A 24,157-nucleotide genomic window follows, 5' to 3' on the forward strand; every position below is an offset into this window, starting at 1 on the left:
TGCCAGTCGGTCAGCAAGAGTTTTCAATCGTTACTTTTTACATATTTTCACTGTGATTGTGTAGAATTCTTCTGAATCCACTTCTTCCGATTCTACTTCAATTCCGCTCTTTGCCATTAGCTTGAGCGATTCACGTAACGTATTCACTGCAATCCGGACGTCCTTGCTTACGGCTTTTTGTCGCGGTCCGCGCCGTCTGAGCGGCTGCACCTTCTCGGTTGCCTCAACCGGATACATAATCTCTCTAATCCGTGATTCCAGTGCTTTGACGTTATATTGATTCTCTTTTATTTCTTCCAGTACTTCAACTTGGAGTGCGGCTTCTTTCAGCGGCAACAGTGCACGTGCATGGCGTTCTGAAATCTCTTTTTGCAAGATGGCTTTCTGCACTTCTTCAGGCAGCTTCAGCAGACGCATTTTGTTTGCGATAGTAGACTGACCTTTGCCAAGCCGTTGAGCTAATGCTTCCTGCGTCAATTCGTGCAAGTCCAATAAGCGCTCATAAGCATGTGCTTCTTCGATTGCCGTCAATTCCTCCCGCTGCAAGTTCTCGATCAATGCAATGGAGGCTGTTTCTTTATCGTCCAAATCCCGGACAATTGCTGGCACTTCAGTCCAGCCAAGCTTACGCATTGCACGGTACCTTCGTTCACCTGCAATTATTTCGTATGAACCGTCACTTTTAGTACGAATAACAATCGGCTGAATAACACCGTGTGTATGAATGGTTCTGGCTAGTTCTTCAATTTTTTCTTCATTAAAAATTGAGCGTGGCTGATATTGGTTCGGTGTAATCGAATCAATTGCAACTTGTGCTATGTTTTCCGGATGATGAACATTTACTTCCTCTATAGTACTCAACTTCTCTCCCCCACCAAAAAAGCGCGAAAAAGTATTTTTCAACCCCCTGCACCACCTTTTCGAAACTCGTCCCTTTTATCCCATCAATACAATTGTTTCACGTGAAACATTTCTCATACTCAATCCGCTGTAATCGGTGTTTTGTTCGGTACTCCTGGCTTTCTTGGGTATTTCTTCGGTGTCTGCTTTTTCTTTTCAAATACAAAGATGTGACGTTCACTATTTTCTTCCGGCAGCAGAAACTCATGCTCGTCCTGTAATACTGCCCCCAGCAACTTAACCGCTCTTGATGCATCCTGTAATTCTTCCGCAGCAGCTGCGCCTTTCATGGATACAAACAATCCGCCTTGCTTGGCAAGTGGGATACACAGTTCAGACAACACAGACAAGCGTGCTACTGCACGTGCTGTAACTACGTCAAACTGTTCACGGTATTTTGGATTACGGCCGAACTCCTCTGCTCTCGCGTGGATGAATGCCACTTTTTCAAGCTTTAATTCACTGGCTAAGTGGTTTAAAAATGTAATGCGCTTATTCAATGAATCAACAATCGTTACGTGAAGATGCGGGTAGCAAATCTTCAGCGGGATGCTCGGAAAACCTGCACCTGCCCCTACGTCACAAACAGACTCTACAGATGTGAAGTCCACGTAGAACGCACTTGTTATGGAATCATAAAAGTGCTTTAGGTATACAGATGGTGCATCCGTAATCGCCGTCAGGTTCATCTTTTCATTCCACTCTACCAGCACTTCAAAATAGCGCTTGAACTGTTGCTTTTGTGTATCGGACAATTCAATGCCATTTTGCCGCAGTGCTTCATAAAACTGTTCTTCTGTCATGCTCTCATTCCTTTTCAAAAAGACTGACGCCTGCATAAGCGCCAGTCCCTGTACTTAACCGGATACTTTCGCAATTTTTCCTTGCTCTATATAGACAAGCAAAATGGAGATGTCTGCCGGATTGACCCCTGAAATACGCGATGCCTGTGCAATAGACAAAGGCTGGACTGCTTTAAGATTTGCCTTTGCTTCTTTTGCAATGCCTGAAATTGCATCGTAATCGATGTTTTCCGGAATCCGCTTGTTCTCCATCTTTTTCATTCTTGCTACCTGCTGCATGGATTTTTCGATATATCCTTCATACTTAATGAAAATCTCCACTTGTTCCGCTACTTCTTCATTGATGTCTTCAAGAGGTGGAACAACTTTACGTAATTCGCTGTACTTCATTTCTGGGCGTTTCAGCAGATCAGCTGCTTTCATTGGTTCACGAAGTGCTGCACCGTCCGCTTCAGCGATGATTTCCTGAATCGATTCTGACGGTTTGACATTTGTCTTGCGTAAATGTTCAATTTCGGCAGCAATTTGTGCTTTCTTTGCAAGGAACTTTTCATAACGCTCTTCACTGATCATGCCATTTTGATAACCGATTTCCGTCAGCCGCATGTCAGCATTGTCATGACGCAGCAACAGACGATACTCCGCTCTTGAAGTCAGCAAACGATATGGCTCACTTGTACCTTTAGTAACCAGATCATCAACGAGCACGCCGATATATGCATCGCTGCGGTCAAGCACGACTTCTTCCTTGCCAAGAACATTGCATGCTGCGTTAATTCCCGCCATCAAACCTTGTGCCGCCGCTTCTTCATATCCGGAAGTGCCGTTAATCTGGCCGGCAGTGTACAAGTTTTTAATCTGCTTCGTTTCCAGCGTCGGCCATAGCTGTGTTGCGATGATGGAATCATACTCAATCGCGTAGCCGGCACGCATCATTTCAGCCTTCTCAAGACCCGGGACGCTGGCAATCAGGCGGTGCTGTATATGTTCAGGGAGACTTGTTGACAATCCCTGTACGTACACTTCACGCGTATTGCGGCCTTCCGGCTCCAAGAAAATCTGATGCCGTGACTTGTCTGCAAAACGGACAATCTTATCTTCGATGGACGGACAATAGCTGGGTCCTTTCCCCTTAATGACACCCGAGTACATCGGAGATAAATGAAGATTGTCATTGATAATTTCGTGTGTTTCCGGTGTTGTATACGTTAACCAGCAAGGCAGTTGATCCATGATGAACTCCGTCGTTTCATAGCTGAATGAACGCGGTACATCGTCGCCCGGCTGAATTTCCGTTTTGCTGTAATCGATAGTCTTGCTGTTGATGCGCGGCGGTGTTCCCGTTTTGAAACGCACCGTCTGCAGACCAAGTTCCTGAAGGTGATCCGCCAGTTTGATGGACGGCATTTGGTTATTAGGACCGCTTGAGTACTTCAAGTCACCAATAATAACTTCCCCGCGTAAAAATGTGCCTGTTGTGATAATGACGGTCTTCGCACGGAATATTGCACCGATTTGCGTGACGACACCTTTGACTTCATTGTCCTCAACGATTAAACGTTCTACGACTGCCTGGCGAAGTGTCAAATTCGGCTGTTCTTCTAATACCCGCTTCATTTCCTGCTGATACAGCACTTTGTCAGCCTGCGCACGCAGCGCACGTACTGCCGGGCCTTTTCCTGTGTTCAATAAACGCATTTGAATATGCGTTTTGTCAATTACTTTTGCCATTAGGCCGCCAAGTGCATCAATTTCACGTACGACGATGCCTTTTGCGGGCCCTCCCAGTGATGGATTACAAGGCATAAAAGCAATCATATCTAAATTCATTGTAAGTACTACTGTCGATGCGCCCATCTTGGCTGCTGCATAGGCTGCTTCTGCGCCTGCATGTCCAGCTCCGATGACGATACAATCGAACGTGCCTGCTTCAAATTGTGGCATGTTCGTTCATCCTCCCATTGATAAAATCATTATTTTCCGAGGCAGAACTTTGAGAACAACTCTGTAATTAAACTATCTTGAACGGTATCCCCGATGATTTCACCGAGAATTTCCCATGTACGCGTAATATCTATTTGAATCATATCAACCGGCACCCCTGCCTGAGCGGCTTGTACAGCATCATCAATTGTATTGCGTGCCTGTTTCAGCAAAGCAATATGACGCGCGTTGGATACATATGTCGGATCATTGGATTCCAGTGATCCTTCAAAGAACAGGGATGCAATTGCTTCTTCGAGCTCTGTGATGCCTTTTTCCTGCAGAATTGAAGTAGTAATCACCCGATCGCGTCCCGCCAATTCATATACACGCTCTAGATCAATCTGGGCCGGCAGATCTGTTTTATTGGCGATAACCAGCATGTCCATGCCTGCAACGGCTTCAAACAAGCGCTCGTCTTCGTCCGTCAGCGGTTCAGAACTATTGACCATCAGAAGGATTAAATCTGCTTCTTTCAGCACTTTTCGTGACCGTTCCACGCCGATCCGTTCCACTATATCTTCCGTTTCACGAATTCCGGCTGTATCGACAAGACGTAAAGGCACTCCTCTTACATTTACGTACTCCTCTATAATATCACGGGTCGTACCCGCGACGTCCGTGACGATTGCCTTATTTTCCTGCACGAGGCTGTTCAGCAGCGAGGATTTACCGACGTTCGGACGGCCGACAATTACAGTAGACAGCCCTTCACGCAAAATTTTCCCCTGCAATGATGTGCGCAGTAACTCATCGATTTCATCGCGTACCCATTCGCCTTTTTCAACCATGAGCGGAATCGTCACTTCTTCCACGTCATCGTATTCCGGATAGTCTATATTCACTTCGACTTGAGCAAGTGTTTCAAGAAGCGCCTGCCGCAGTTCCCCGATCAGATGGGACAGTTTCCCCTCCATTTGGTTGAGTGCGACATTCATAGCTTTATCTGTTTTTGCTCTGATTAAATCCATGACGGCTTCAGCTTGAGACAAATCAATCCGGCCATTCAGAAATGCCCGTTTGGTAAACTCGCCGGGTTCCGCTAATCTTGCCCCTTCCGATAATACGAGCTGAAGCACCCGGTTTACGGAGGTGATTCCCCCGTGACAGTTGATCTCTACTATATCTTCCCGTGTAAAGGTTTTCGGTGCCTTCATTATCGACACCATGACTTCTTCCACTAACTCCTCCGTTACTGGGTCATGCAAGTGACCATAGTGGATTGTATGGGACGATTGTTCGCAAAGCGGCTTTGCCGCAGGAGACTGGAATATACGGTCTGCAATTTTCCAGGCATCTTCGCCGCTGAGACGGACAATCGCAATCGCCCCTTCTCCCATCGGAGTAGAAATGGCGGCTATCGTATCTACGTACAAATTATTCACCTTCCTGGTTTTGTTGTCCACATGTGTATATCTTTTTGCGAACACTACTTTCTAACAACCTATATTATCATAAACCGCCCAATTCTCCTAGCATGTGAATTGAAAAAATGTGGATAAATTCAGGATTTTTGAGCTATCCGCCAAGGTACGTTATGATGTGCTATCAGTCGACAAAAAACCCTGCCGAATCAAGCTTCAAGGGCATTTTAATTTACTGAAAAAATAACATGGAATTAGAAGAATCTCTTAGAATTGCGACAGAAATGGATGGACTGACGCAGGGCACAGGAAAGGATGTATGTTTCAGAAAGTAAGCTAGGTTCATTCCAGTTTTCGGGCCAATTTTCTTCAACTGGTACAGTCCCTAATTTGAATATAAATAAGTGTAACTGTCATTCATATATGACAGGACATGATCTAAAGCGGCGACAACGATGAACTCCAGCAGAAGCGGGTGTTCAACCTCGAAACCCAACAGTAACAGAATTTACGAAGATCATTCCGGCAATACGCACTTACCTGTAAAATATATAAAAAACCCCGCGGAATCAAGCTTATCCGCGGGGTTAGTTTTATTCAATTCCTTTAATAACAATATGCCGGTACGGGTCTTTTCCTTCTGAGTATGTCTCGATGTCCAGTCTTAGCGAAAGTGCATTATGAATGACTTTTCTTTCGTAGGAAGGCATCGGTTCAAGTGCCACCTGGCGTTTCGTACGGACTGCACGGTCTGCCATGCGTTCTGCAAGCTGCTCAAGTGACTGCTCACGTCGTTCACGATAATCTGCAACGTCAATTCGGACAATTTTGAATTGACGGGTGACTTTATTGGCAACAAGCTGGGCTAATTGCTGAATAGCATTTAGTGTCTGCCCTCTTTTGCCTATCAAAAATGCGGCTTTCTCGCTTTCCAGCTGGAAGTTAATATACTTTCCTTTGCTTTCATGCGTGATGACTAAGTCTTCAATGCCCATTTCTTTAGCCATCTCCGCAATATAATGTTTTGTTTCTTCGATTGCATCTTTTTCATTATAAGCTTTAGCTTCAGGCAGTTCTGCAGCTGCCTGATCTACTGGAACAGTCTCAGATTGCTCAGCTTCCTTCTCAGGCTGTTGAACACTTTCAATTACTTCAGCGGCCAGTGAAGGCATTTCATCATCTTCTTCAGGTACGGACGCCTTCTCAGCTGCTGAAGGTACAACAGCCTCTGCCGCTGCAGGCTGTTCTATGACGTTTACCAGCACTTCAGCTTGTTTTGCCCCAAAACCAAGAAATCCTTTTCGTCCATTTTCCAGCACACTTATTTCAACTTCATCTCTTGTTACACCCAGGTCCTGTAAAGCTGATTCGATCGCTAGCTCAACGGTTGCAGCCCTTTGTGTAAGTTGCTTCATTTCTTTTTCCCTCCTGATTTAACTACTTCAGCGTTTTTTGGCTTATCAAACGGCTTGTAGATAAAAATATTTTGGATGAGTGAAATGATATTTCCGACAATCCAGTATAAAGCAAGTGCTGCCGGCAAGAATGAACCAAATACCATGATCATAAACGGCATGATATACATCATCGTCTTCATTTGCGGGTTATCCATGGCAGGTCCTGTACGAAGAACTGTCAATTGGAACAGGCCGGCAATAATGGCAAACAGAATACTCGGTGAACCGAGTGCAACCCCAAGGAAGCTGCCTAATTCAATTGTAGGCGTGGCATTCATTCTGCTGATTGCGTGGTAGAAGCCAATAAATATTGGCATTTGGATGAGGACAGGCAAACATCCCGCAACCGGATTGATCTTTTCGTTAATCATAATCTGCTGCATTTCTTCCTGATACTTTTTCTGCGTTACAGCGTCTTTGGATTTATATTTCTCTTTTAACGCTTTAAGCTGTGGCTGAATTTCCTGCATACGCTTCGAACTTTTCGTCTGCTGAACAATCAATGGAAGCAATGCGGTACGGATAATAGCCGTAACAACGATAATTGCCAGTCCGTATGTACCGAGCCATGACTTGAACTTCATAATTAATGTGACAAGCGGCCAGACGATGTACTCGTTCCAAATTCCTGTGCTTTCTGCTGTAATCGGCTTATTGAATTCCGAGCAGCCTGCCATAAAGACAGCGACCACAACAAGCAGTGAAAGGAACACTAATTTCTTTTTCAACATTTTTTCCCCCAAACAGTCGCAAACTCGTTTTTTAAACTTTTTTTCAGTTTAACATGCCGGCTTTCGCCGTTCTACATCTTACTGATAATTCATTTTTACTTAAATACTTTTGCGATTTTCAGAACATGCCGCAGATTTTTCTTGGTCGTATGGAAATCGAGCGTGGCGGCTTGATTCCTTGCGATAATAACATAATCCAGATCAGGTTTGACCTCATCTTTCATTTCCAGGAATGATTGACGGATATAGCGTTTGATCCGGTTGCGTGTAACGGCATTACCGACTTTTTTGCTGACAGATAATCCGATCCGAAACTCTTCCTGGTCTTCTTTCTTATAGGTATAGACAATGAACTGTCGGTTGGCAAAGGACTTTCCTTTTTTAAAAACCGTTTGAAATTCTTTATTTTTTTTAATTCGCTGGCTTTTTTTCATAATAGCACCTGCTTTAATTTTCTTCCGCCGCGGCCTGCTGATCATCTAATGGAAGAGACCCGGCATTTACTGAGAATAGTCCAATTAGCTAAAAAAAAGACCACTGATAAGTCAGTGGCCTTATGCTGAAAGAACTTTTCTTCCTTTGCGACGACGAGCTGCTAAAATTCTACGGCCGTTTTTTGTACTCATTCTCTGACGGAATCCGTGGACTTTACTGCGTTTACGTTTATTTGGTTGGAATGTACGTTTCATTTCGTAAGACACCTCCTGCTTTGATTGTCTCTTTTCCTACTGTGACAGTCTTGAATAGTATAGCCATCCAGTAAAAGAATGTCAATGCTTTTCTATTCATTCACTTGCGATCCTGCGCAAGTGCTTTCTTTCGGCCCTGCCACTTATCCACAACCCCGGCAGGCTCGTCTCTGGATGAATTGTTGGCAGATTAAAATTGTGGATTTTTTAATCCGGCATTTGTCGACAAGTTTTTCACATATTCAGCCCTGTGGATAACCACTTTATGCACAGTTACCGGTATTGTGAATAAATCATTGAACTCCTTGTCATTATTCAGTTTCCCTGTTACAATTAAAAAGCTTTTATTGTGCATAAAATATATATCTAAAATCTTATCCACATATGTGAATACAGTGTGGATAGTTTTTTCAACATGTTTCGATAATTTTTATCCACAGCCCTGGATACTGTGCATAAGCGGATTCCGGGCTTTTTATAATCTTATCGTAAAGGAGGCACACGATTGGAAAATTTATCGAGTTTGTGGGAGCAGGTATTGAAGAATATCGAAGCTCGGGTCTCAAAGCCCAGTTTTGAAACGTGGCTGAAGTCGACTAAACTGCTGACGTTTGAAGAGGAAAACGCAACTATTTCCGTTCCTAACTCATTCGCCAAAGATTGGCTGGAAACACATTATGTTCATTTAATTACGGGGATTTTGTCCGAACTGACCGGTGAGGATCGAATCGTCGAGTTTATTGTCCCGCAAGATATGGCAGAGAATGATATTAAACTGCCAAAATCACAGCCAAAGCCGGTCGAAAAGGCCCCAATGCCTAATTCAGCGGGGATGCTGAACCCAAAATATACATTTGATACATTCGTGATCGGGTCAGGTAACCGCTTTGCGCACGCAGCATCGCTTGCAGTGGCAGAAGCACCGGCGAAAGCCTATAACCCGCTGTTTATCTATGGAGGGGTTGGACTCGGAAAGACACACTTAATGCATGCAATTGGCCATTATGTACTCGAACAGAACCCTTCATCGAAAGTCGTTTATTTATCATCCGAGAAATTCACAAATGAATTCATTAACTCGATCCGTGATAATAAAGCCGGAGATTTCAGGGATCAGTACCGCAGTGTAGATGTACTCTTAATTGATGATATTCAATTCCTGGCTGGAAAAGAACAAACGCAAGAGGAGTTCTTCCATACATTCAATACGCTGCATGAAGAATCAAAGCAAATTATTATTTCCAGTGACCGTCCGCCAAAAGAGATTCCGACACTTGAGGATCGGCTGCGTTCCCGTTTTGAGTGGGGTCTGATTACAGATATTGCACCGCCGGACTTGGAAACAAGAATCGCTATCTTGCGTAAAAAAGCAAAGGCAGATGGTCTCGTTGATATCTCCAACGACGTCATGCTCTATATTGCCAATCAAATTGATTCAAATATAAGAGAGCTCGAAGGGGCATTGATCCGTGTGGTTGCTTATTCTTCACTGGTAAATGCAGACGTCACGACAGATTTGGCTGCTGAGGCGCTGAAAGACATTATTCCAAACTCCCGGCCGCGGATCATCTCTATATTGGATATTCAAAAAGCGGTGGGAGAACATTATAATGTCCGGCTGGAGGACTTTGTAGCGAAGAAACGTACACGTGCAATAGCATTTCCGCGGCAGATTGCCATGTACTTGTCGAGGGAACTGACAGATTCATCACTGCCAAAGATAGGTTCAGAATTCGGGGGCCGGGATCATTCGACTGTCATTCACGCACACGAAAAAATCTCGACGCAGCTGGATACAGATAAATCTCTGCAGCAGGATGTCCAGGATATTAAAAAAGTTTTAGGGCGCGCCTGATCGACTGTGGACAACTGTGGACAGGGAGTGCAGGGTCGTCCACTTGTTATGCACATGTGGAAAACTATGATTCTCATACGGTCAAAGGGCTTTTCCACATATCCACAGCCCCTACTACTATTACTACTATATTTAATTACTTAATTATTATTATATAAGCGAGGTATTGTTATGCAGTTTGAAATTATGCGTGATAGATTATTGGACGGATTGAACGATGTCATCAAAGCTATAAGTTCTAAAGTGACTACTCCTATTTTGACTGGAATTAAACTAGATATTACTGAAAAGGGATTGACGATGACCGGAAGTGATTCAGATATTACCATTTCAACGTTTATTCCAGTAGAGGAAGACGGAAATCAAGTAATCCAAATCATTCAGCCGGGGACATTAGTATTGCAGGCAAAAGTTTTTAACGAGATTATCCGTAAACTACCGACAAACGAAGTAATGATTGAATTGCGTGATGGAATGAAAACTCATATTCGTTCAGGACAGTCTGAATTCCATATCATTGCCCAAAGTGCTGACGAATATCCTATATTGCCGGATGTAAAAGATGCAGAGCGCTTTGAGATGCCTGCTGACTTGATGAAATCAATTATCCGGGAAACAGTATTTGCCGTATCCCAGCAAGAAACTCGCCCTGTACTGACAGGGGTCCAGTGGGTCATGAAAGAAGAGGAACTGTACTGCATTGCAACTGACAGCCACAGATTAGCACGACGGATTGTTACACCTGAAATTCAGGCAAGCACACCGTTCAATGCGGTCATTCCAGGGAAAAGTCTTCAGGAACTCAGCAAAATTCTCCCTGATGATTCGACAGCAGTTGAGATTTTTATTGCAAATCAACAGGTTTTGTTTAAATTGCATAATGTCCTGTTCTATTCCAGACTGCTCGAAGGCAATTATCCGGACACATCACGTCTGATTCCAAGCGAATACAAAACGTCTATCACAATTAACGGCAAAAATTTATTGCAGGCGATCGATCGTGCATCTTTGCTGGCACGTGAAGACCGAAATAATATTGTGCATTTTTCAACAGACGGCAGTCCACATGTGCAAATCTCTTCAAATTCGCCGGATGTCGGGAATGTAGAAGAATTAGTGGAAGCTGTGAACATCGAAGGTGAACCTCTAAAAATTTCATTCAGTGCAAAGTATATGATGGATGCCCTAAAGGCAATTGACGGCCAGGACCTGAAAATTCACTTCACCGGCAGCATGCGCCCATTCATTTTAAAATCCATTGACAGTGAGGCAATTTTACAATTAATTTTGCCTGTCCGGACGTTTTAACCTGCAGCTGAAGAAAATATCGTGTAATAGGGTAGTCAACTTGTTGGCTACCTTTTTACTTATTGCAAGAAGTTAGGTAAACTAAAGGGACAGAATACTTTTATGAGGGACTGAGTAAAAATGGAAACGGTACAGTTCAATACAGAATATATTACGCTGGGTCAATTATTGAAAATGACAAATGTGATTAGTTCAGGCGGTATGGCTAAATGGTTTTTAGAAGAAAATGTTGTCTACTTGAACGGAGCTCCTGAACAACGCCGAGGTAAGAAATTATATGACGGTGATGTGGTAAATATCCCGGGTGCAGGAAAATTTAAACTGTCGGCGGAAGAATCTGGACAGTCGGATGCATATTGACCGGCTCAAATTAACGGACTATCGAAATTACAATTCTCTGGAATTAGAATTCTCTCCCGCGATGAATGTATTTATCGGTGAAAATGCGCAAGGGAAAACCAATGTCATGGAGGCGATCTACGTATTGGCCATGGCAAAATCCCACCGCACATCTAATGATCGTGAACTCATACGCTGGGAACAAGAGTATGGTAAAATAGAAGGGGACGTCCAACGAAAATTTGGACATATGCCGTTAGAGTTGACGATTTCCAAAAAGGGAAAGAAAGCCAGAGTCAACCATTTGGAACAAAACCGTTTAAGCATGTATGTCGGCCAGATGAATGTGGTGATGTTTGCGCCTGAAGATTTACACATCGTAAAAGGCAGCCCGCAACTGCGCAGACGTTTTTTAGATATGGAAATAGGACAGATCTCGAGGGTCTATTTGCATGACCTGGTCAATTTTCAGAAAGTGCTGAAGCAGCGCAACGCGTTATTAAAAGAAAATCGGGGGAAATTGGATCTCCAGGATGTTATGTTCGATATTTACACAGAACAGTATATTCAAGTGGCGGTCCAAATTATTCGCAAGCGTTTTTATTTCATGGAATTACTTCAAAAGTGGGCAAATCCGATCCATCAGGGAATTTCACGCGGTCTCGAAACATTGGAAGTGACGTACGGGACTTTAAAAGATCTTCATTCGGGACAGACTGTTGAAGAGATGGAGGGAATCTTTGCTGATCAGCTAAAAAGTGTTCGAAGACGCGAATTGGAACGGGGGATCACGCTGCTGGGGCCGCACCGTGATGATTTGCAGTTTTTTGTCAATGGGTACGATATTCAGACATTTGGATCGCAGGGGCAGCAACGGACCACCGCTCTTTCTTTGAAACTGGCGGAGATTGAGCTCGTTAAGCAGGAAGTTGGCGAGACGCCAATTTTATTGCTGGACGATGTGCTGTCGGAATTAGATGATTACCGGCAGTCACATTTGTTAAGCACAATGCAGGGACAAGTCCAAACGTTTGTTACGACAACCAATATTGCAGGAATTGACCATAATACGATCCGGGAGGCTGCCATTTTTGAGGTGCACGACGGATCTGTTTCACGCAAGGAATAGATTGTGACGGTTTGATAGGTTTGGAAAGGAAAGGTGAACACCTTGGCAATGGAAGAGAAGGATATGCAGACAGCTTATGATGCAAATCAGATACAAGTGTTGGAAGGTCTTGAAGCTGTCCGTAAACGTCCCGGTATGTATATCGGAACGACAAGTGCAAAAGGGCTTCATCATCTGGTGTGGGAAATTGTAGATAACAGTATCGACGAGGCACTGGCAGGTTATTGCGACCATATCGAAGTAACGATAGAAAAAGACAACTGGATTCGTGTATCTGACAATGGCCGGGGAATTCCAGTTGGGACTCAGGAGTCAACGGGCAGACCGGCCGTTGAAGTCATTATGACAGTGCTCCACGCAGGCGGTAAGTTCGGCGGCGGCGGATATAAGGTATCGGGCGGTCTGCATGGCGTAGGCTCCTCCGTCGTAAACGCATTGTCAGAGAAGACAGAAGTCTATGTAAAACGTGATAATAAGCTATATGCAATTGAATTTTCTAGGGGACCCGTTTCAAAAGAGCTTGAAGTGATCGGGGAGTCTGATGAAACCGGCACAACGACCCGTTTTAAGGCAGATGCGGAAATCTTTACAGAAACAACCGTATATGAATACAGTACCCTGGCTACACGTTTGCGTGAGCTTGCTTACCTGAACAGGGGCTTGCGCATTACCATTACCGACGAGCGCGGTGAAGAACTTGTATCCGAGGTGTTTCATTATGAAGGCGGTATTAAATCATATGTCCAGCATCTGAATGAAAATAAAGAACCGATCTTTGAGGATCCGATTTATATTGAAGGTGAACGGGATAATATTACTGTTGAAGTTGCGATGCAGTATAACAGCGGCTACGCAGAAAACCTTTTGTCATTTGCCAATAATATTCATACGTACGAAGGCGGAACACACGAGTCGGGCTTTAAAACAGCATTGACGCGTGTGATTAACGACTATGCACGTAAAAATGGTTTATTGAAAGAGGCAGACGGTAATCTGTCAGGAGACGATGTGCGTGAAGGGCTTACGGCCATTGTCTCCATCAAGCACCCAAATCCTCAGTTTGAAGGTCAGACGAAAACAAAACTGGGCAACTCTGAAGTCAGCACCATAACCAATTCTTTATTCTCAGAAGCATTGCAGCGTTTCTTAATTGAAAACCCTGTAGTTGCGCGTAAAGTTGTAGATAAAAGCACAATGGCTGCAAGAGCGCGCATGGCAGCTAAAAATGCCCGGGAGCTGACACGCCGCAAATCAGCGCTTGAAGTATCAAGTCTGCCGGGTAAACTGTCGGATTGTTCTTCAAGGGATCCGGCAATCAGTGAATTGTATATCGTTGAAGGTGACTCAGCCGGAGGGTCTGCAAAAAATGGACGTGACCGTCACTTCCAGGCGATTCTGCCGTTACGGGGGAAAATCTTGAACGTGGAAAAAGCCCGTTTGGATCGAATTCTCGGCAACGCGGAAATTCGTATGATTATTACGGCGCTTGGCACAGGCATTGGATCTGAATTCAATCTGGAGAAGGCACGATATCACAAACTCGTCATTATGACGGATGCTGACGTGGATGGTGCCCATATCCGTACGTTATTATTAACATTCTTCTTCCGTTTCATGCGCCCGTTAATCGAGGCAGGCTATGTATATATTGCCCAGCCGCCGCTTTATCGTGTGCGCGCAGGAAAAAGAGAAGAGTATTGCTACGATGAAGAAACGCTGCAGGAAATTCTGAGCAGCATGCCGGCTTCACCAAAACCGGATATTACACGCTATAAAGGTCTTGGTGAGATGAATCCTGAGCAGCTTTGGGAAACAACGATGGATCCGGAACGGCGTACATTCCTCCAGGTTCGATTGGAAGATGCGCTGGAAGCAGATGCGACGTTTGAAGAATTAATGGGTGACGAAGTAGAGCCACGCAGAAAGTTCATTGAAGATAATGCAGTTTACGTACAGAATATCGATACTTGATCGATTACGGATAGCTATATCTACAAAAATTGAACGTATTGATGTAAGTGGTGAAAGGAGCTTGACAACATGGCAGATTTGCCACGAGGCGGAGTGCAGGAAATAAATATTAATACAGAAATGAAAACCTCGTTTCTGAACTACGCGATGAGTGTTATCGTTTCCCGTGCACTTCCAGATGTACGGGATGGTTTGAAACCCGTACATCGCCGTATTTTGTATGCTATGCATGATTTGGGCATCACTGCGGAAAAACCGCATAAAAAGTCCGCACGTATTGTAGGGGACGTTATCGGTAAGTACCACCCGCATGGTGACAGTGCAGTTTATGACACGATGGTACGTATGGCGCAGGATTTCAGTTATCGTTACATGCTGGTTGACGGACATGGAAACTTTGGGTCGGTTGATGGCGACGGAGCCGCTGCGATGCGTTATACGGAATCAAAAATGTCACGTATTGCCATGGAATTATTGCGTGATATCAACAAAAACACTATCGACTTCCAGGCAAACTACGATGAGCAGGAAAAAGAGCCTGTTGTCCTGCCCGGCCGTTACCCGAACCTGCTGGTAAACGGCACTTCGGGAATTGCGGTAGGGATGGCAACAAATATTCCTCCCCATCACCTCGGTGAAACCATCGACGCTGTTCTGGCTTTGGCTGAGAACAGTGCAATCACGACTGAAGAGCTGATGGAGATCATTCCGGGACCTGATTTTCCAACCGGAGGAATAATTCTTGGACGCAGCGGAATTCGCCGTGCCTATGAAACTGGCCGCGGTTCTCTTATCATCCGCGGCAAAGCAGAAATAGAAACAGCGTCAAACGGCCGCGAAACAATTATCGTGACTGAAATACCTTTCCAGGTGAACAAGGCAAAGTTAATCGAGAAGATTGCGGAGCTTGTCCGCGACAAAAAGATTGACGGCATTACTCACTTGGCGGATGAATCGGATCGCACGGGAATGCGTATTGTCATTGAAGTGCGCCGTGATGCCAACGCCAACGTGTTACTGAATAACCTGTACAAACAGACTGCATTGCAGACCAGTTTTGGGATTAATATGCTGGCACTGGTAGACAAGCAGCCGAAAGTACTTTCTTTGAAGGAAATTCTCTATCACTATCTGGAGCATCAGAAAGTCGTCATTCGCCGGCGTACACAGTTTGAGCTGAATAAAGCAGAAGACCGTGCACATATCCTCGAAGGGCTTCGTATAGCATTGGATCACATTGACCGCATCATTGCGCTGATCCGTGCATCTAAAACGACTGCAGAAGCAAAAGAAAACCTGATGAAAACATTCGAATTGTCTGACCGTCAGTCGCAGGCTATTCTTGATATGCGCCTGCAGCGTCTGACTGGACTGGAACGGGACAAGATTGAATCCGAATACCAGGAATTGCTGACGCTTATTGCTGAACTGCGTGCTATTTTGGCGGATGAGCTGAAAGTAATTGAAATCATTCGCGAAGAACTAATTGAAATTAAAGAGCGTTTTGCTGATGAACGCCGAACAGAAATAATGCTTGGCGGATCAGAAATGCTGGAAGATGAAGATTTGATACCAGTGGAAAACTCCATCGTAACATTGACTCATCAAGGATATATTAAGCGTCTGCCGTCGAACACATATCGCAGCCAAAAGCGCGGTGGCCGCGGAATCCAAGGCATGGGAACTAATGAAGATGACTTTGTGGAGCATTTATTGAATACCTCTACACATGACACAATTTTGCTGTTTACGAGCAAAGGGCGTGTATTCCGTAAAAAGGGTTATGAAATTCCTGAATACAGCCGTACTGCCAAAGGATTGCCGATTATTAATCTGATTGACTTCCAAAAGGATGAAAAAGTAACGGCAATGATCCCAATCAGTGAATTCAGCGAAGATCATTATCTGTTCTTTGCAACAAAACATGGCGTGATTAAGCGAACATCGATTATGGGCTATGCCAATATTCGTGCAAATGGTCTGATTGCGTTAGGATTGCGTGATGAGGATGAACTGATCTCAGTGAAATCAACTGACGGTACTGCAGACATTGCCATCTGTACAAAGCACGGAATGCTCATTCGCTTCGATGAAGAAAGCATACGTCCGCTCGGCAGAACGGCTGCAGGTGTGCGGGGTATCCGTTTGCGTTCAGAGGATGAAGTTGTCGGCATGGATATTATAGATGCAGATGATGATATTCTTGTAGTAACCGAAAAAGGTTACGGAAAACGCACACCGGAAAGTGAATACCGATCCCAGTCACGCGGCGGCTATGGTCTGAAAACTATGCACATGACCGATCGAAACGGTGAAATCGTTGCAATGAAATGTGTCAACGGGGAAGAGGACCTCATGCTGATCACTATTCACGGTATCCTCATCCGGATGTCAATTAGCGATATTTCAATATTTGGCCGATCTACGCAAGGCGTACGGCTTATCCGTTTGTCAGATGACGAATTGGTGGCAACGGTTGCTAAAGTGGAGAAGGATGAAGACGACTTGGACGAAGAGGATGCAGAAGACCTGGCAGAAATACACGAAGACACAGAAACAGAGCATGAGATAGAAGAACCGGATACAGAAGAGTAAGACGAGTTATTGAAGCAGCGAAAAGCTGCTTCAATAACTTTTTTTAATTTAATAAGGAATTTCGTTTAGGTATCTATCCATATATTTGAGAATAATATATGATAATAGATATAGAGAAAAGGAATTAGGTGAAGACATTGGATGTTTACAAAGAGGTAAGTGAATTGAGGCCGGGCAGTTTCTTGAAAGAAGACCTGTACGCCAATACCAAAAACCCGATCATGGCGAAAGGAACGAAATTGATGCTGGAACATTTCGAGGTTCTTCATTTATTCGGTATTACTAGAGTATTAGTTGAATCAAAGGCACTTGGCAAAACAGAGCAAGAACCTGCAGAACCAATAGCAGAAGTGAAATTAACACCGGAAGTAGAAAAACTGATGAATCAAAGTGCTCCTCCGAAATCCAGATCATTAGAAGCTTTGTATGATGAATCAGTAGAAGCTTATAAAAAAGAATTTAACAGTTATAAATCCGGCAAGAAACTGGATGTTGCAGCAGTGCGCACTATTGCTTTGCCTGTAATTCAGGCGTTTCTCGAGAATAAAGAATATATCAGAAGACTGAATGAGTTCTCCACGATGCAAGGATATCGGGCTCACCATTCAATTAGTGTGGGGATATTAGCCGCACTGATCAGTGAATCCATGGGGTATCCAAGAGGACAGGTTCTTCAAATTGGCATAGCCGGCGTGCTGGCGGACAGCGGAATGGCAAAAATAAACGAGAAGATCATTGATAAAGTTGCATTTCTGACAAGTGAAGAATTGAATGAAGTGAAGAAACATGTCATCCACAGCTTCCAAATGGTGCAGGACTCTTCATTAGTACGACAGGAAATGAAAGTGGCAATACTTCAGCACCATGAGCGTTTTGACGGCAGCGGCTACCCAAGAGGATTAAAGGGACAAGATATTACGGAAATCTCACAAATACTTTCAGTGGCGGATGTATATCATGCGATGACATCGGAAAGACCGTACCGACAGAAAGAAAGTTCATTCAAAGTAATTGAGTTAATGAGAGAAGAAGAATTCGGCAAATTCGATATGAAGGTAATTGAAGTTCTTCATGAACTCATTCATAAGTTATCTATTGGAACAAAAGTTAAGCTGACCACTGATGAAATTGCAGAAGTTATCTACTTGCACCGGGATTTCCCATTGCGGCCAATCGTTAAAGTACTCGACAGCGGTGCTCATATAGATCTGTCTTCCAATAGGAAGATTACAATTGTAAAGATCTTTTGACTGGTAATTATTACGTCAATTGAAAGCAAGTTAATTCAGGAGGACATGAAGAAGCAATGCATGAATTGCTTTTGACTTTATGCCTCCCTGTGGTTGTACGTTCAGGGTTTTAAAGATTTTTAAAATAAAATGATAAAATGACTTGCATTACTATAGCAACGGTGTTATATTTATAAGCGTCGCATTGAGCAGTTGCCAAAACATCAAACTACTGATAAAAAACATTTTCAATAAAAGTGTTGACAACGAAACAGTGAGATGTTATTATTAGAAAGTTGCCTCTTACGAGAGACCGACCAGATGAACCTTGAAAACTGAACAGCAAAACGTTAACGAAATACAGTTTATGCATCTAGCGATGACATAAACAAAATGAGTATCTTAATTGATGCCAGCAAATGAAACTCGAGCTAATCGAATTTCTCTTATGGAGAGTTTGATCCTGGCTCAGGACGAACGCTGGCGGCATGCCTAATACATGCAAGTCGAGCGAACTGTTGGAAGCTTGCTTCTAACAGTTAGCGGCGGACGGGTGAGTAACACGTGGGCAACCTGCCCTTCAGATGGGGATAACTCCGGGAAACCGGGGCTAATACCGAATAATCCATTTCTTCGCATGAAGAGATGTTGAAAGACGGCGTTTCGCTGTCACTGAAGGATGGGCCCGCGGCGCATTAGCTAGTTGGTGGGGTAACGGCCTACCAAGGCAACGATGCGTAGCCGACCTGAGAGGGTGATCGGCCACACTGGGACTGAGACACGGCCCAGACTCCTACGGGAGGCAGCAGTAGGGAATCTTCCACAATGGACGAAAGTCTGATGGAGCAATGCCGCGTGAGTGAAGAAGGTTTTCGGATCGTAAAGCTCTGTTGTAAGGGAAGAACAAGTACAGGAGTAACTGCCTGTACCTTGACGGTACCTTACCAGAAAGCCACGGCTAACTACGTGCCAGCAGCCGCGGTAATACGTAGGTGGCAAGCGTTGTCCGGAATTATTGGGCGTAAAGCGCGCGCAGGCGGTCCTTTAAGTCTGATGTGAAAGCCCACGGCTCAACCGTGGAGGGTCATTGGAAACTGGAGGACTTGAGTACAGAAGAGGAAAGCGGAATTCCACGTGTAGCGGTGAAATGCGTAGAGATGTGGAGGAACACCAGTGGCGAAGGCGGCTTTCTGGTCTGTAACTGACGCTGAGGCGCGAAAGCGTGGGGAGCAAACAGGATTAGATACCCTGGTAGTCCACGCCGTAAACGATGAGTGCTAAGTGTTAGGGGGTTTCCGCCCCTTAGTGCTGCAGCTAACGCATTAAGCACTCCGCCTGGGGAGTACGGCCGCAAGGCTGAAACTCAAAGGAATTGACGGGGACCCGCACAAGCGGTGGAGCATGTGGTTTAATTCGAAGCAACGCGAAGAACCTTACCAGGTCTTGACATCCCACTGACCGGCATGGAGACATGCCTTTCCCTTCGGGGACAGTGGTGACAGGTGGTGCATGGTTGTCGTCAGCTCGTGTCGTGAGATGTTGGGTTAAGTCCCGCAACGAGCGCAACCCTTAATCTTAGTTGCCATCATTCAGTTGGGCACTCTAAGGTGACTGCCGGTGACAAACCGGAGGAAGGTGGGGATGACGTCAAATCATCATGCCCCTTATGACCTGGGCTACACACGTGCTACAATGGACGATACAGAGGGCTGCAAACCCGCGAGGGGGAGCCAATCCCACAAAATCGTTCCCAGTTCGGATTGCAGGCTGCAACTCGCCTGCATGAAGCCGGAATCGCTAGTAATCGTGGATCAGCATGCCACGGTGAATACGTTCCCGGGTCTTGTACACACCGCCCGTCACACCACGAGAGTTTGTAACACCCGAAGTCGGTGGGGTAACCCTTACGGGAGCCAGCCGCCGAAGGTGGGACAGATGATTGGGGTGAAGTCGTAACAAGGTAGCCGTATCGGAAGGTGCGGCTGGATCACCTCCTTTCTAAGGATTATGTTCTCTTGTCTGAAATATGACAGAAACATTCGGAAGATGAATCTCCGATTCATCACGTTAACGTTTTGCGTTCAGTTTTGAAGGCTCATTTTTTGAGTGTTCAAAGCTTTTTTCTTGTTCATTGAAAACTGGATAAAACGACATTGAAAGTAATCAAGTAATCAACCGAATTGCATAGTCATATGCAGTTCAAGCAATCTTTTTAACCTTCTGATTCCTATCGCTAGGATGATGTTGGACCTTTTATAGGTTAAGTTAGAAAGGGCGCACGGCGGATGCCTTGGCACTAGGAGCCGATGAAGGACGGCACTAACACCGATATGCTTCGGGGAGCTGTAAGTAAGCTTTGATCCGAAGATTTCCGAATGGGGAAACCCACTGTCCGTAATGGGACAGTACGTGTATGTGAATACATAGCATACTCGTGGCACACCCGGAGAACTGAAACATCTAAGTACCCGGAGGAAGAGAAAGAAACATCGATTCCCTTAGTAGCGGCGAGCGAAACGGGAAGAGCCCAAACCAAGAAGCTTGCTTCTTGGGGTTGTAGGACACTCTATACGGAGTTACAAAGGAATGCATTAGACGAAGCGACCTGGAAAGGTCCGCCGCAGCGGGTAAAAGCCCCGTAGTCGAAAGTGCATTCCCTCCAGAGTGGATCCTGAGTACGGCGGAACACGTGAAATTCCGTCGGAATCCGGGAGGACCATCTCCCAAGGCTAAATACTCCCTAGTGACCGATAGTGAACCAGTACCGTGAGGGAAAGGTGAAAAGCACCCCGGAAGGGGAGTGAAATAGAACCTGAAACCGTGCGCTTACAAATTGTCAGAGCCCGTTAATGGGTGATGGCGTGCCTTTTGTAGAATGAACCGGCGAGTTACGATTCCATGCAAGGTTAAGCTGAGAAAGCGGAGCCGCAGCGAAAGCGAGTCTGAATAGGGCGAATGAGTATGGGGTCGTAGACCCGAAACCAGGTGATCTACCCATGTCCAGGGTGAAGGTCAGGTAACACTGACTGGAGGCCCGAACCCACGTATGTTGAAAAATGCGGGGATGAGGTGTGGGTAGCGGTGAAATTCCAATCGAACCTGGAGATAGCTGGTTCTCTCCGAAATAGCTTTAGGGCTAGCCTCAAACGAAAGAATCTCGGAGGTAGAGCACTGTTTGGACGAGGGGCCCATCCCGGGTTACCGAATTCAGACAAACTCCGAATGCCGATGATTTATGTTTGGGAGTCAGACAGTGGGTGATAAGATCCATTGTCGAGAGGGAAACAGCCCAGACCACCAGCTAAGGTCCCCAAGTATCTGTTAAGTGGAAAAGGATGTGGCGTTGCCCAGACAACCAGGATGTTGGCTTAGAAGCAGCCATCATTTAAAGAGTGCGTAATAGCTCACTGGTCGAGTGGCGCTGCGCCGAAAATGTACCGGGGCTAAACAGATCACCGAAGCTGTGGATTGACCGTATGGTCAATGGTAGGAGAGCGTTCCAAGGGCGTTGAAGCTGGACCGGAAGGACTGGTGGAGCGCTTGGAAGTGAGAATGCCGGTATGAGTAGCGAAAGAAGGGTGAGAATCCCTTCCACCGAATGCCCAAGGTTTCCTGAGGAAGGCTCGTCCGCTCAGGGTTAGTCAGGACCTAAGTCGAGGCCGATAGGCGTAGACGATGGATAACAGGTTGATATTCCTGTACCACCTCCCCGCCGTTTGAGTAATGGGGGGACGCAGTAGGATAGGGTGAGCACACAGTTGGTTGTGTGTCTAAGCAGTGAGGTGGAGAACGAGGCAAATCCCGTTCTCATATAACACTAGGCTGTGACGGCAAGGAGATTTATCTCCGGAGTCCCTGATTTCACACTGCCAAGAAAAGCCTCTAGCGAGGCGGGAGGTGCCTGTACCGCAAACCGACACAGGTAGGCGAGGAGAGAATCCTAAGGTGATCGAGAGAACTCTCGTTAAGGAACTCGGCAAAATGACCCCGTAACTTCGGGAGAAGGGGTGCTCTGGTAGGGTGAATAGCCCGAGAGAGCCGCAGTGAATAGGCCCAGGCGACTGTTTAGCAAAAACACAGGTCTCTGCAAAATCGTAAGATGACGTATAGGGGCTGACGCCTGCCCGGTGCTGGAAGGTTAAGAGGAGGGGTTAGCGCAAGCGAAGCTCTGAATTGAAGCCCCAGTAAACGGCGGCCGTAACTATAACGGTCCTAAGGTAGCGAAATTCCTTGTCGGGTAAGTTCCGACCCGCACGAAAGGCGTAACGATCTGGGCACTGTCTCAACGAGAGACTCGGTGAAATTATAATATGCGTGAAGATGCGCATTACCCGCGACAGGACGGAAAGACCCCGTGGAGCTTTACTGTAGCCTGATATTGAATTCCGGTGCAGCCTGTACAGGATAGGTAGGAGCCTTGGATTCCGGAGCGCCAGCTTCGGAGGAGGCATTGGTGGGATACTACCCTGGCTGTATTGGACTTCTAACCCTTGCCCGTGATCCGGGCAGGAGACAGTGTCAGGTGGGCAGTTTGACTGGGGCGGTCGCCTCCTAAAGAGTAACGGAGGCGCTCAAAGGTTCCCTCAGAATGGTTGGACATCATTCGCAGAGTGCAAAGGCATAAGGGAGCTTGACTGCGAGACCTACAAGTCGAGCAGGGTCGAAAGACGGACTTAGTGATCCGGTGGTTCCGCATGGAAGGGCCATCGCTCAACGGATAAAAGCTACCCCGGGGATAACAGGCTTATCTCCCCCAAGAGTCCACATCGACGGGGAGGTTTGGCACCTCGATGTCGGCTCGTCGCATCCTGGGGCTGTAGTCGGTCCCAAGGGTTGGGCTGTTCGCCCATTAAAGCGGCACGCGAGCTGGGTTCAGAACGTCGTGAGACAGTTCGGTCCCTATCCGTCGCGGGCGCAGGAAATTTGAGGAGAGCTGTCCTTAGTACGAGAGGACCGGGATGGACATACCGCTGGTGTACCAGTTGTCTTGCCAAAGGCATCGCTGGGTAGCTATGTATGGACGGGATAAATGCTGAAAGCATCTAAGCATGAAGCCCCCTTCAAGATGAGATTTCCCATTACGCAAGTAAGTAAGATCCCTCAAAGATGATGAGGTGGATAGGTCTGGGGTGGAAGTACGGCGACGTATGCAGCTGACAGATACTAATCGATCGAGGACTTAACCTATTATAAAAAGAAGTTACTTGAGATACCCAATGTCTTTTATTCAGTTTTGAGTGAACAAGCTTTACTCAAAAAGTCTAGTAACGATGGCGAAGAGGTCACACCCGTTCCCATACCGAACACGGAAGTTAAGCTCTTCAGCGCCGATGGTAGTTGGGGGTTTCCCCCTGTGAGAGTAGGACGTTGCTAGGCAAGCGAAGCCATTCCCTTTGGGGAGTGGCTTTTTTGTGTTTAGAGAGACTTTTTTCCGTTGGCCGCTCATTCTTTTGGATGTTTGATCATACCGGCTGTTCAAGCGCTCATACTTGGGCGGCCTCCGCTCTATGTCTTCGGCCAAGCGCTCATACCCGCACGTCATCCGCTCTATGCCCCTGGCTAAGCGCTCATACTCGCCCGGTATCCGCTCTATGCCTCCGGCCAAGCGCTCATACCCGTTCGGCATCCGCTCTATGCCTCCGTCCAAGCGCTCATACTCACGCGGCATCCGCTCAAAAATCCCCTCCCACACTACAGTCTTTTCCCAATGAACAAATTGAGGAATGAGTACAAGCAGCGTGCCAGCGAGCAAAAGATGTTTCAAGGCCAATGGAGTCATTTACTTCATTCAAATAACCGCCCAT

Annotated in this window: 15 protein-coding genes and 3 rRNA genes; 10 read left to right on the plus strand and 8 right to left on the minus strand. The window is 45.8% G+C overall.

Annotation, left to right across the window (positions count from 1 at the left end; all coding sequences use genetic code 11):
• Positions 1-30: 30 nt before the first annotated feature.
• From noc to rpmH, 8 genes are all read right to left on the minus strand, one after another.
• Positions 31-903 carry a nucleoid occlusion protein gene (gene noc / locus SporoP37_RS09560; RefSeq protein WP_081243449.1) on the minus strand — a complete coding sequence of 291 codons (873 nt, stop codon included), beginning with the start codon at positions 901-903 and terminating at the stop codon, positions 31-33.
• A 77-nt stretch (positions 904-980) separates the two neighbouring features.
• Entirely contained in the window at positions 981-1,703 is a 723-nt protein-coding gene (gene rsmG, locus SporoP37_RS09565; protein ID WP_085430819.1) for a 16S rRNA (guanine(527)-N(7))-methyltransferase RsmG, read from the minus strand.
• Between the two features lie 54 nt (positions 1,704-1,757).
• Positions 1,758-3,647, minus strand: coding sequence for a tRNA uridine-5-carboxymethylaminomethyl(34) synthesis enzyme MnmG (mnmG, locus tag SporoP37_RS09570; protein WP_085430820.1), 1,890 nt, complete (start codon positions 3,645-3,647; stop codon positions 1,758-1,760).
• Positions 3,648-3,676: 29 nt separating this feature from the next.
• Positions 3,677-5,062 (minus strand): tRNA uridine-5-carboxymethylaminomethyl(34) synthesis GTPase MnmE, encoded by a 1,386-nt coding sequence (mnmE, locus tag SporoP37_RS09575; protein WP_085430821.1) that lies wholly within the window; start codon positions 5,060-5,062, stop codon positions 3,677-3,679.
• 581 nt (positions 5,063-5,643) lie between these two features.
• The gene (gene jag / locus SporoP37_RS09580; RefSeq protein ID WP_081243453.1) at positions 5,644-6,465 is read right to left on the minus strand and encodes an RNA-binding cell elongation regulator Jag/EloR; all 822 of its coding nucleotides are present in this window, start codon (positions 6,463-6,465) and stop codon (positions 5,644-5,646) included.
• A complete protein-coding gene (gene yidC, locus SporoP37_RS09585) occupies positions 6,462-7,238 on the minus strand; it encodes a membrane protein insertase YidC (protein ID WP_198160007.1) in 777 nt (258 codons plus the stop codon). Before yidC ends, jag begins: the two co-directional genes overlap by 4 nt.
• 95 nt (positions 7,239-7,333) lie before the next feature.
• Positions 7,334-7,672, minus strand: coding sequence for a ribonuclease P protein component (gene rnpA, locus SporoP37_RS09590; RefSeq protein WP_081243454.1), 339 nt, complete (start codon positions 7,670-7,672; stop codon positions 7,334-7,336).
• Positions 7,673-7,792: 120 nt separating this feature from the next.
• Positions 7,793-7,927, minus strand: coding sequence for a 50S ribosomal protein L34 (rpmH, locus tag SporoP37_RS09595; RefSeq protein ID WP_081243455.1), 135 nt, complete (start codon positions 7,925-7,927; stop codon positions 7,793-7,795).
• 505 nt (positions 7,928-8,432) lie between these two features.
• Between rpmH and dnaA the strand changes: the two genes are divergently transcribed.
• The 10 genes from dnaA (at position 8,433) to rrf (ending at position 23,729) form a co-directional block, all read left to right on the plus strand.
• Positions 8,433-9,782: a chromosomal replication initiator protein DnaA gene (dnaA, locus tag SporoP37_RS09600; protein ID WP_081243456.1), complete on the plus strand. Its 1,350-nt coding sequence runs from the start codon at positions 8,433-8,435 to the stop codon at positions 9,780-9,782.
• A gap of 171 nt (positions 9,783-9,953) precedes the next feature.
• The gene (gene dnaN, locus SporoP37_RS09605; RefSeq protein ID WP_081243457.1) at positions 9,954-11,090 is read left to right on the plus strand and encodes a DNA polymerase III subunit beta; all 1,137 of its coding nucleotides are present in this window, start codon (positions 9,954-9,956) and stop codon (positions 11,088-11,090) included.
• 120 nt (positions 11,091-11,210) lie between these two features.
• Positions 11,211-11,450 carry a S4 domain-containing protein YaaA gene (gene yaaA / locus SporoP37_RS09610; protein WP_081243458.1) on the plus strand — a complete coding sequence of 80 codons (240 nt, stop codon included), beginning with the start codon at positions 11,211-11,213 and terminating at the stop codon, positions 11,448-11,450.
• Entirely contained in the window at positions 11,440-12,558 is a 1,119-nt protein-coding gene (recF, locus tag SporoP37_RS09615) for a DNA replication/repair protein RecF (protein ID WP_081243459.1), read from the plus strand. Before yaaA ends, recF begins: the two co-directional genes overlap by 11 nt.
• 48 nt (positions 12,559-12,606) lie before the next feature.
• Positions 12,607-14,529 (plus strand): DNA topoisomerase (ATP-hydrolyzing) subunit B, encoded by a 1,923-nt coding sequence (gyrB, locus tag SporoP37_RS09620; RefSeq protein WP_081243460.1) that lies wholly within the window; start codon positions 12,607-12,609, stop codon positions 14,527-14,529.
• Between the two features lie 69 nt (positions 14,530-14,598).
• Complete coding sequence (gene gyrA / locus SporoP37_RS09625; protein ID WP_081243461.1) at positions 14,599-17,124, plus strand: DNA gyrase subunit A; 2,526 nt, start codon at positions 14,599-14,601, stop codon at positions 17,122-17,124.
• A 128-nt stretch (positions 17,125-17,252) separates the two neighbouring features.
• Positions 17,253-18,374, plus strand: a complete 1,122-nt coding sequence (locus SporoP37_RS09630) for an HD-GYP domain-containing protein (protein ID WP_143565442.1) — start codon at positions 17,253-17,255, stop codon at positions 18,372-18,374.
• Between the two features lie 424 nt (positions 18,375-18,798).
• Positions 18,799-20,351 (plus strand): 16S ribosomal RNA (locus tag SporoP37_RS09635).
• Positions 20,352-20,611: 260 nt separating this feature from the next.
• Positions 20,612-23,540 (plus strand): 23S ribosomal RNA (locus SporoP37_RS09640).
• 73 nt (positions 23,541-23,613) lie between these two features.
• Positions 23,614-23,729 (plus strand): 5S ribosomal RNA (rrf, locus tag SporoP37_RS09645).
• The 16S, 23S and 5S rRNA genes sit together here, the layout of an rRNA operon.
• The last annotated feature ends 428 nt before the right edge of the window (positions 23,730-24,157 follow it).

This window comes from Sporosarcina sp. P37 (assembly GCF_002109365.1).
GTDB lineage: Bacteria > Bacillota > Bacilli > Bacillales_A > Planococcaceae > Sporosarcina.

What these genes read in the sequence shown, in the direction of transcription:
- gyrA (WP_081243461.1), top strand. Translation starts at nt 14,599, where the DNA reads ATGGCAGATTTGCCACGAGGCGGAGTGCAGGAAATAAATATTAATACA.
- recF (WP_081243459.1), top strand. Translation starts at nt 11,440, where the DNA reads ATGCATATTGACCGGCTCAAATTAACGGACTATCGAAATTACAATTCT.
- jag (WP_081243453.1), bottom strand. Translation starts at nt 6,465, where the DNA reads ATGAAGCAACTTACACAAAGGGCTGCAACCGTTGAGCTAGCGATCGAA.
- dnaN (WP_081243457.1), top strand. Translation starts at nt 9,954, where the DNA reads ATGCAGTTTGAAATTATGCGTGATAGATTATTGGACGGATTGAACGAT.
- yidC (WP_198160007.1), bottom strand. Translation starts at nt 7,238, where the DNA reads ATGTTGAAAAAGAAATTAGTGTTCCTTTCACTGCTTGTTGTGGTCGCT.
- rnpA (WP_081243454.1), bottom strand. Translation starts at nt 7,672, where the DNA reads ATGAAAAAAAGCCAGCGAATTAAAAAAAATAAAGAATTTCAAACGGTT.
- rsmG (WP_085430819.1), bottom strand. Translation starts at nt 1,703, where the DNA reads ATGACAGAAGAACAGTTTTATGAAGCACTGCGGCAAAATGGCATTGAA.
- gyrB (WP_081243460.1), top strand. Translation starts at nt 12,607, where the DNA reads ATGGAAGAGAAGGATATGCAGACAGCTTATGATGCAAATCAGATACAA.
- yaaA (WP_081243458.1), top strand. Translation starts at nt 11,211, where the DNA reads ATGGAAACGGTACAGTTCAATACAGAATATATTACGCTGGGTCAATTA.
- mnmG (WP_085430820.1), bottom strand. Translation starts at nt 3,647, where the DNA reads ATGCCACAATTTGAAGCAGGCACGTTCGATTGTATCGTCATCGGAGCT.
- rpmH (WP_081243455.1), bottom strand. Translation starts at nt 7,927, where the DNA reads ATGAAACGTACATTCCAACCAAATAAACGTAAACGCAGTAAAGTCCAC.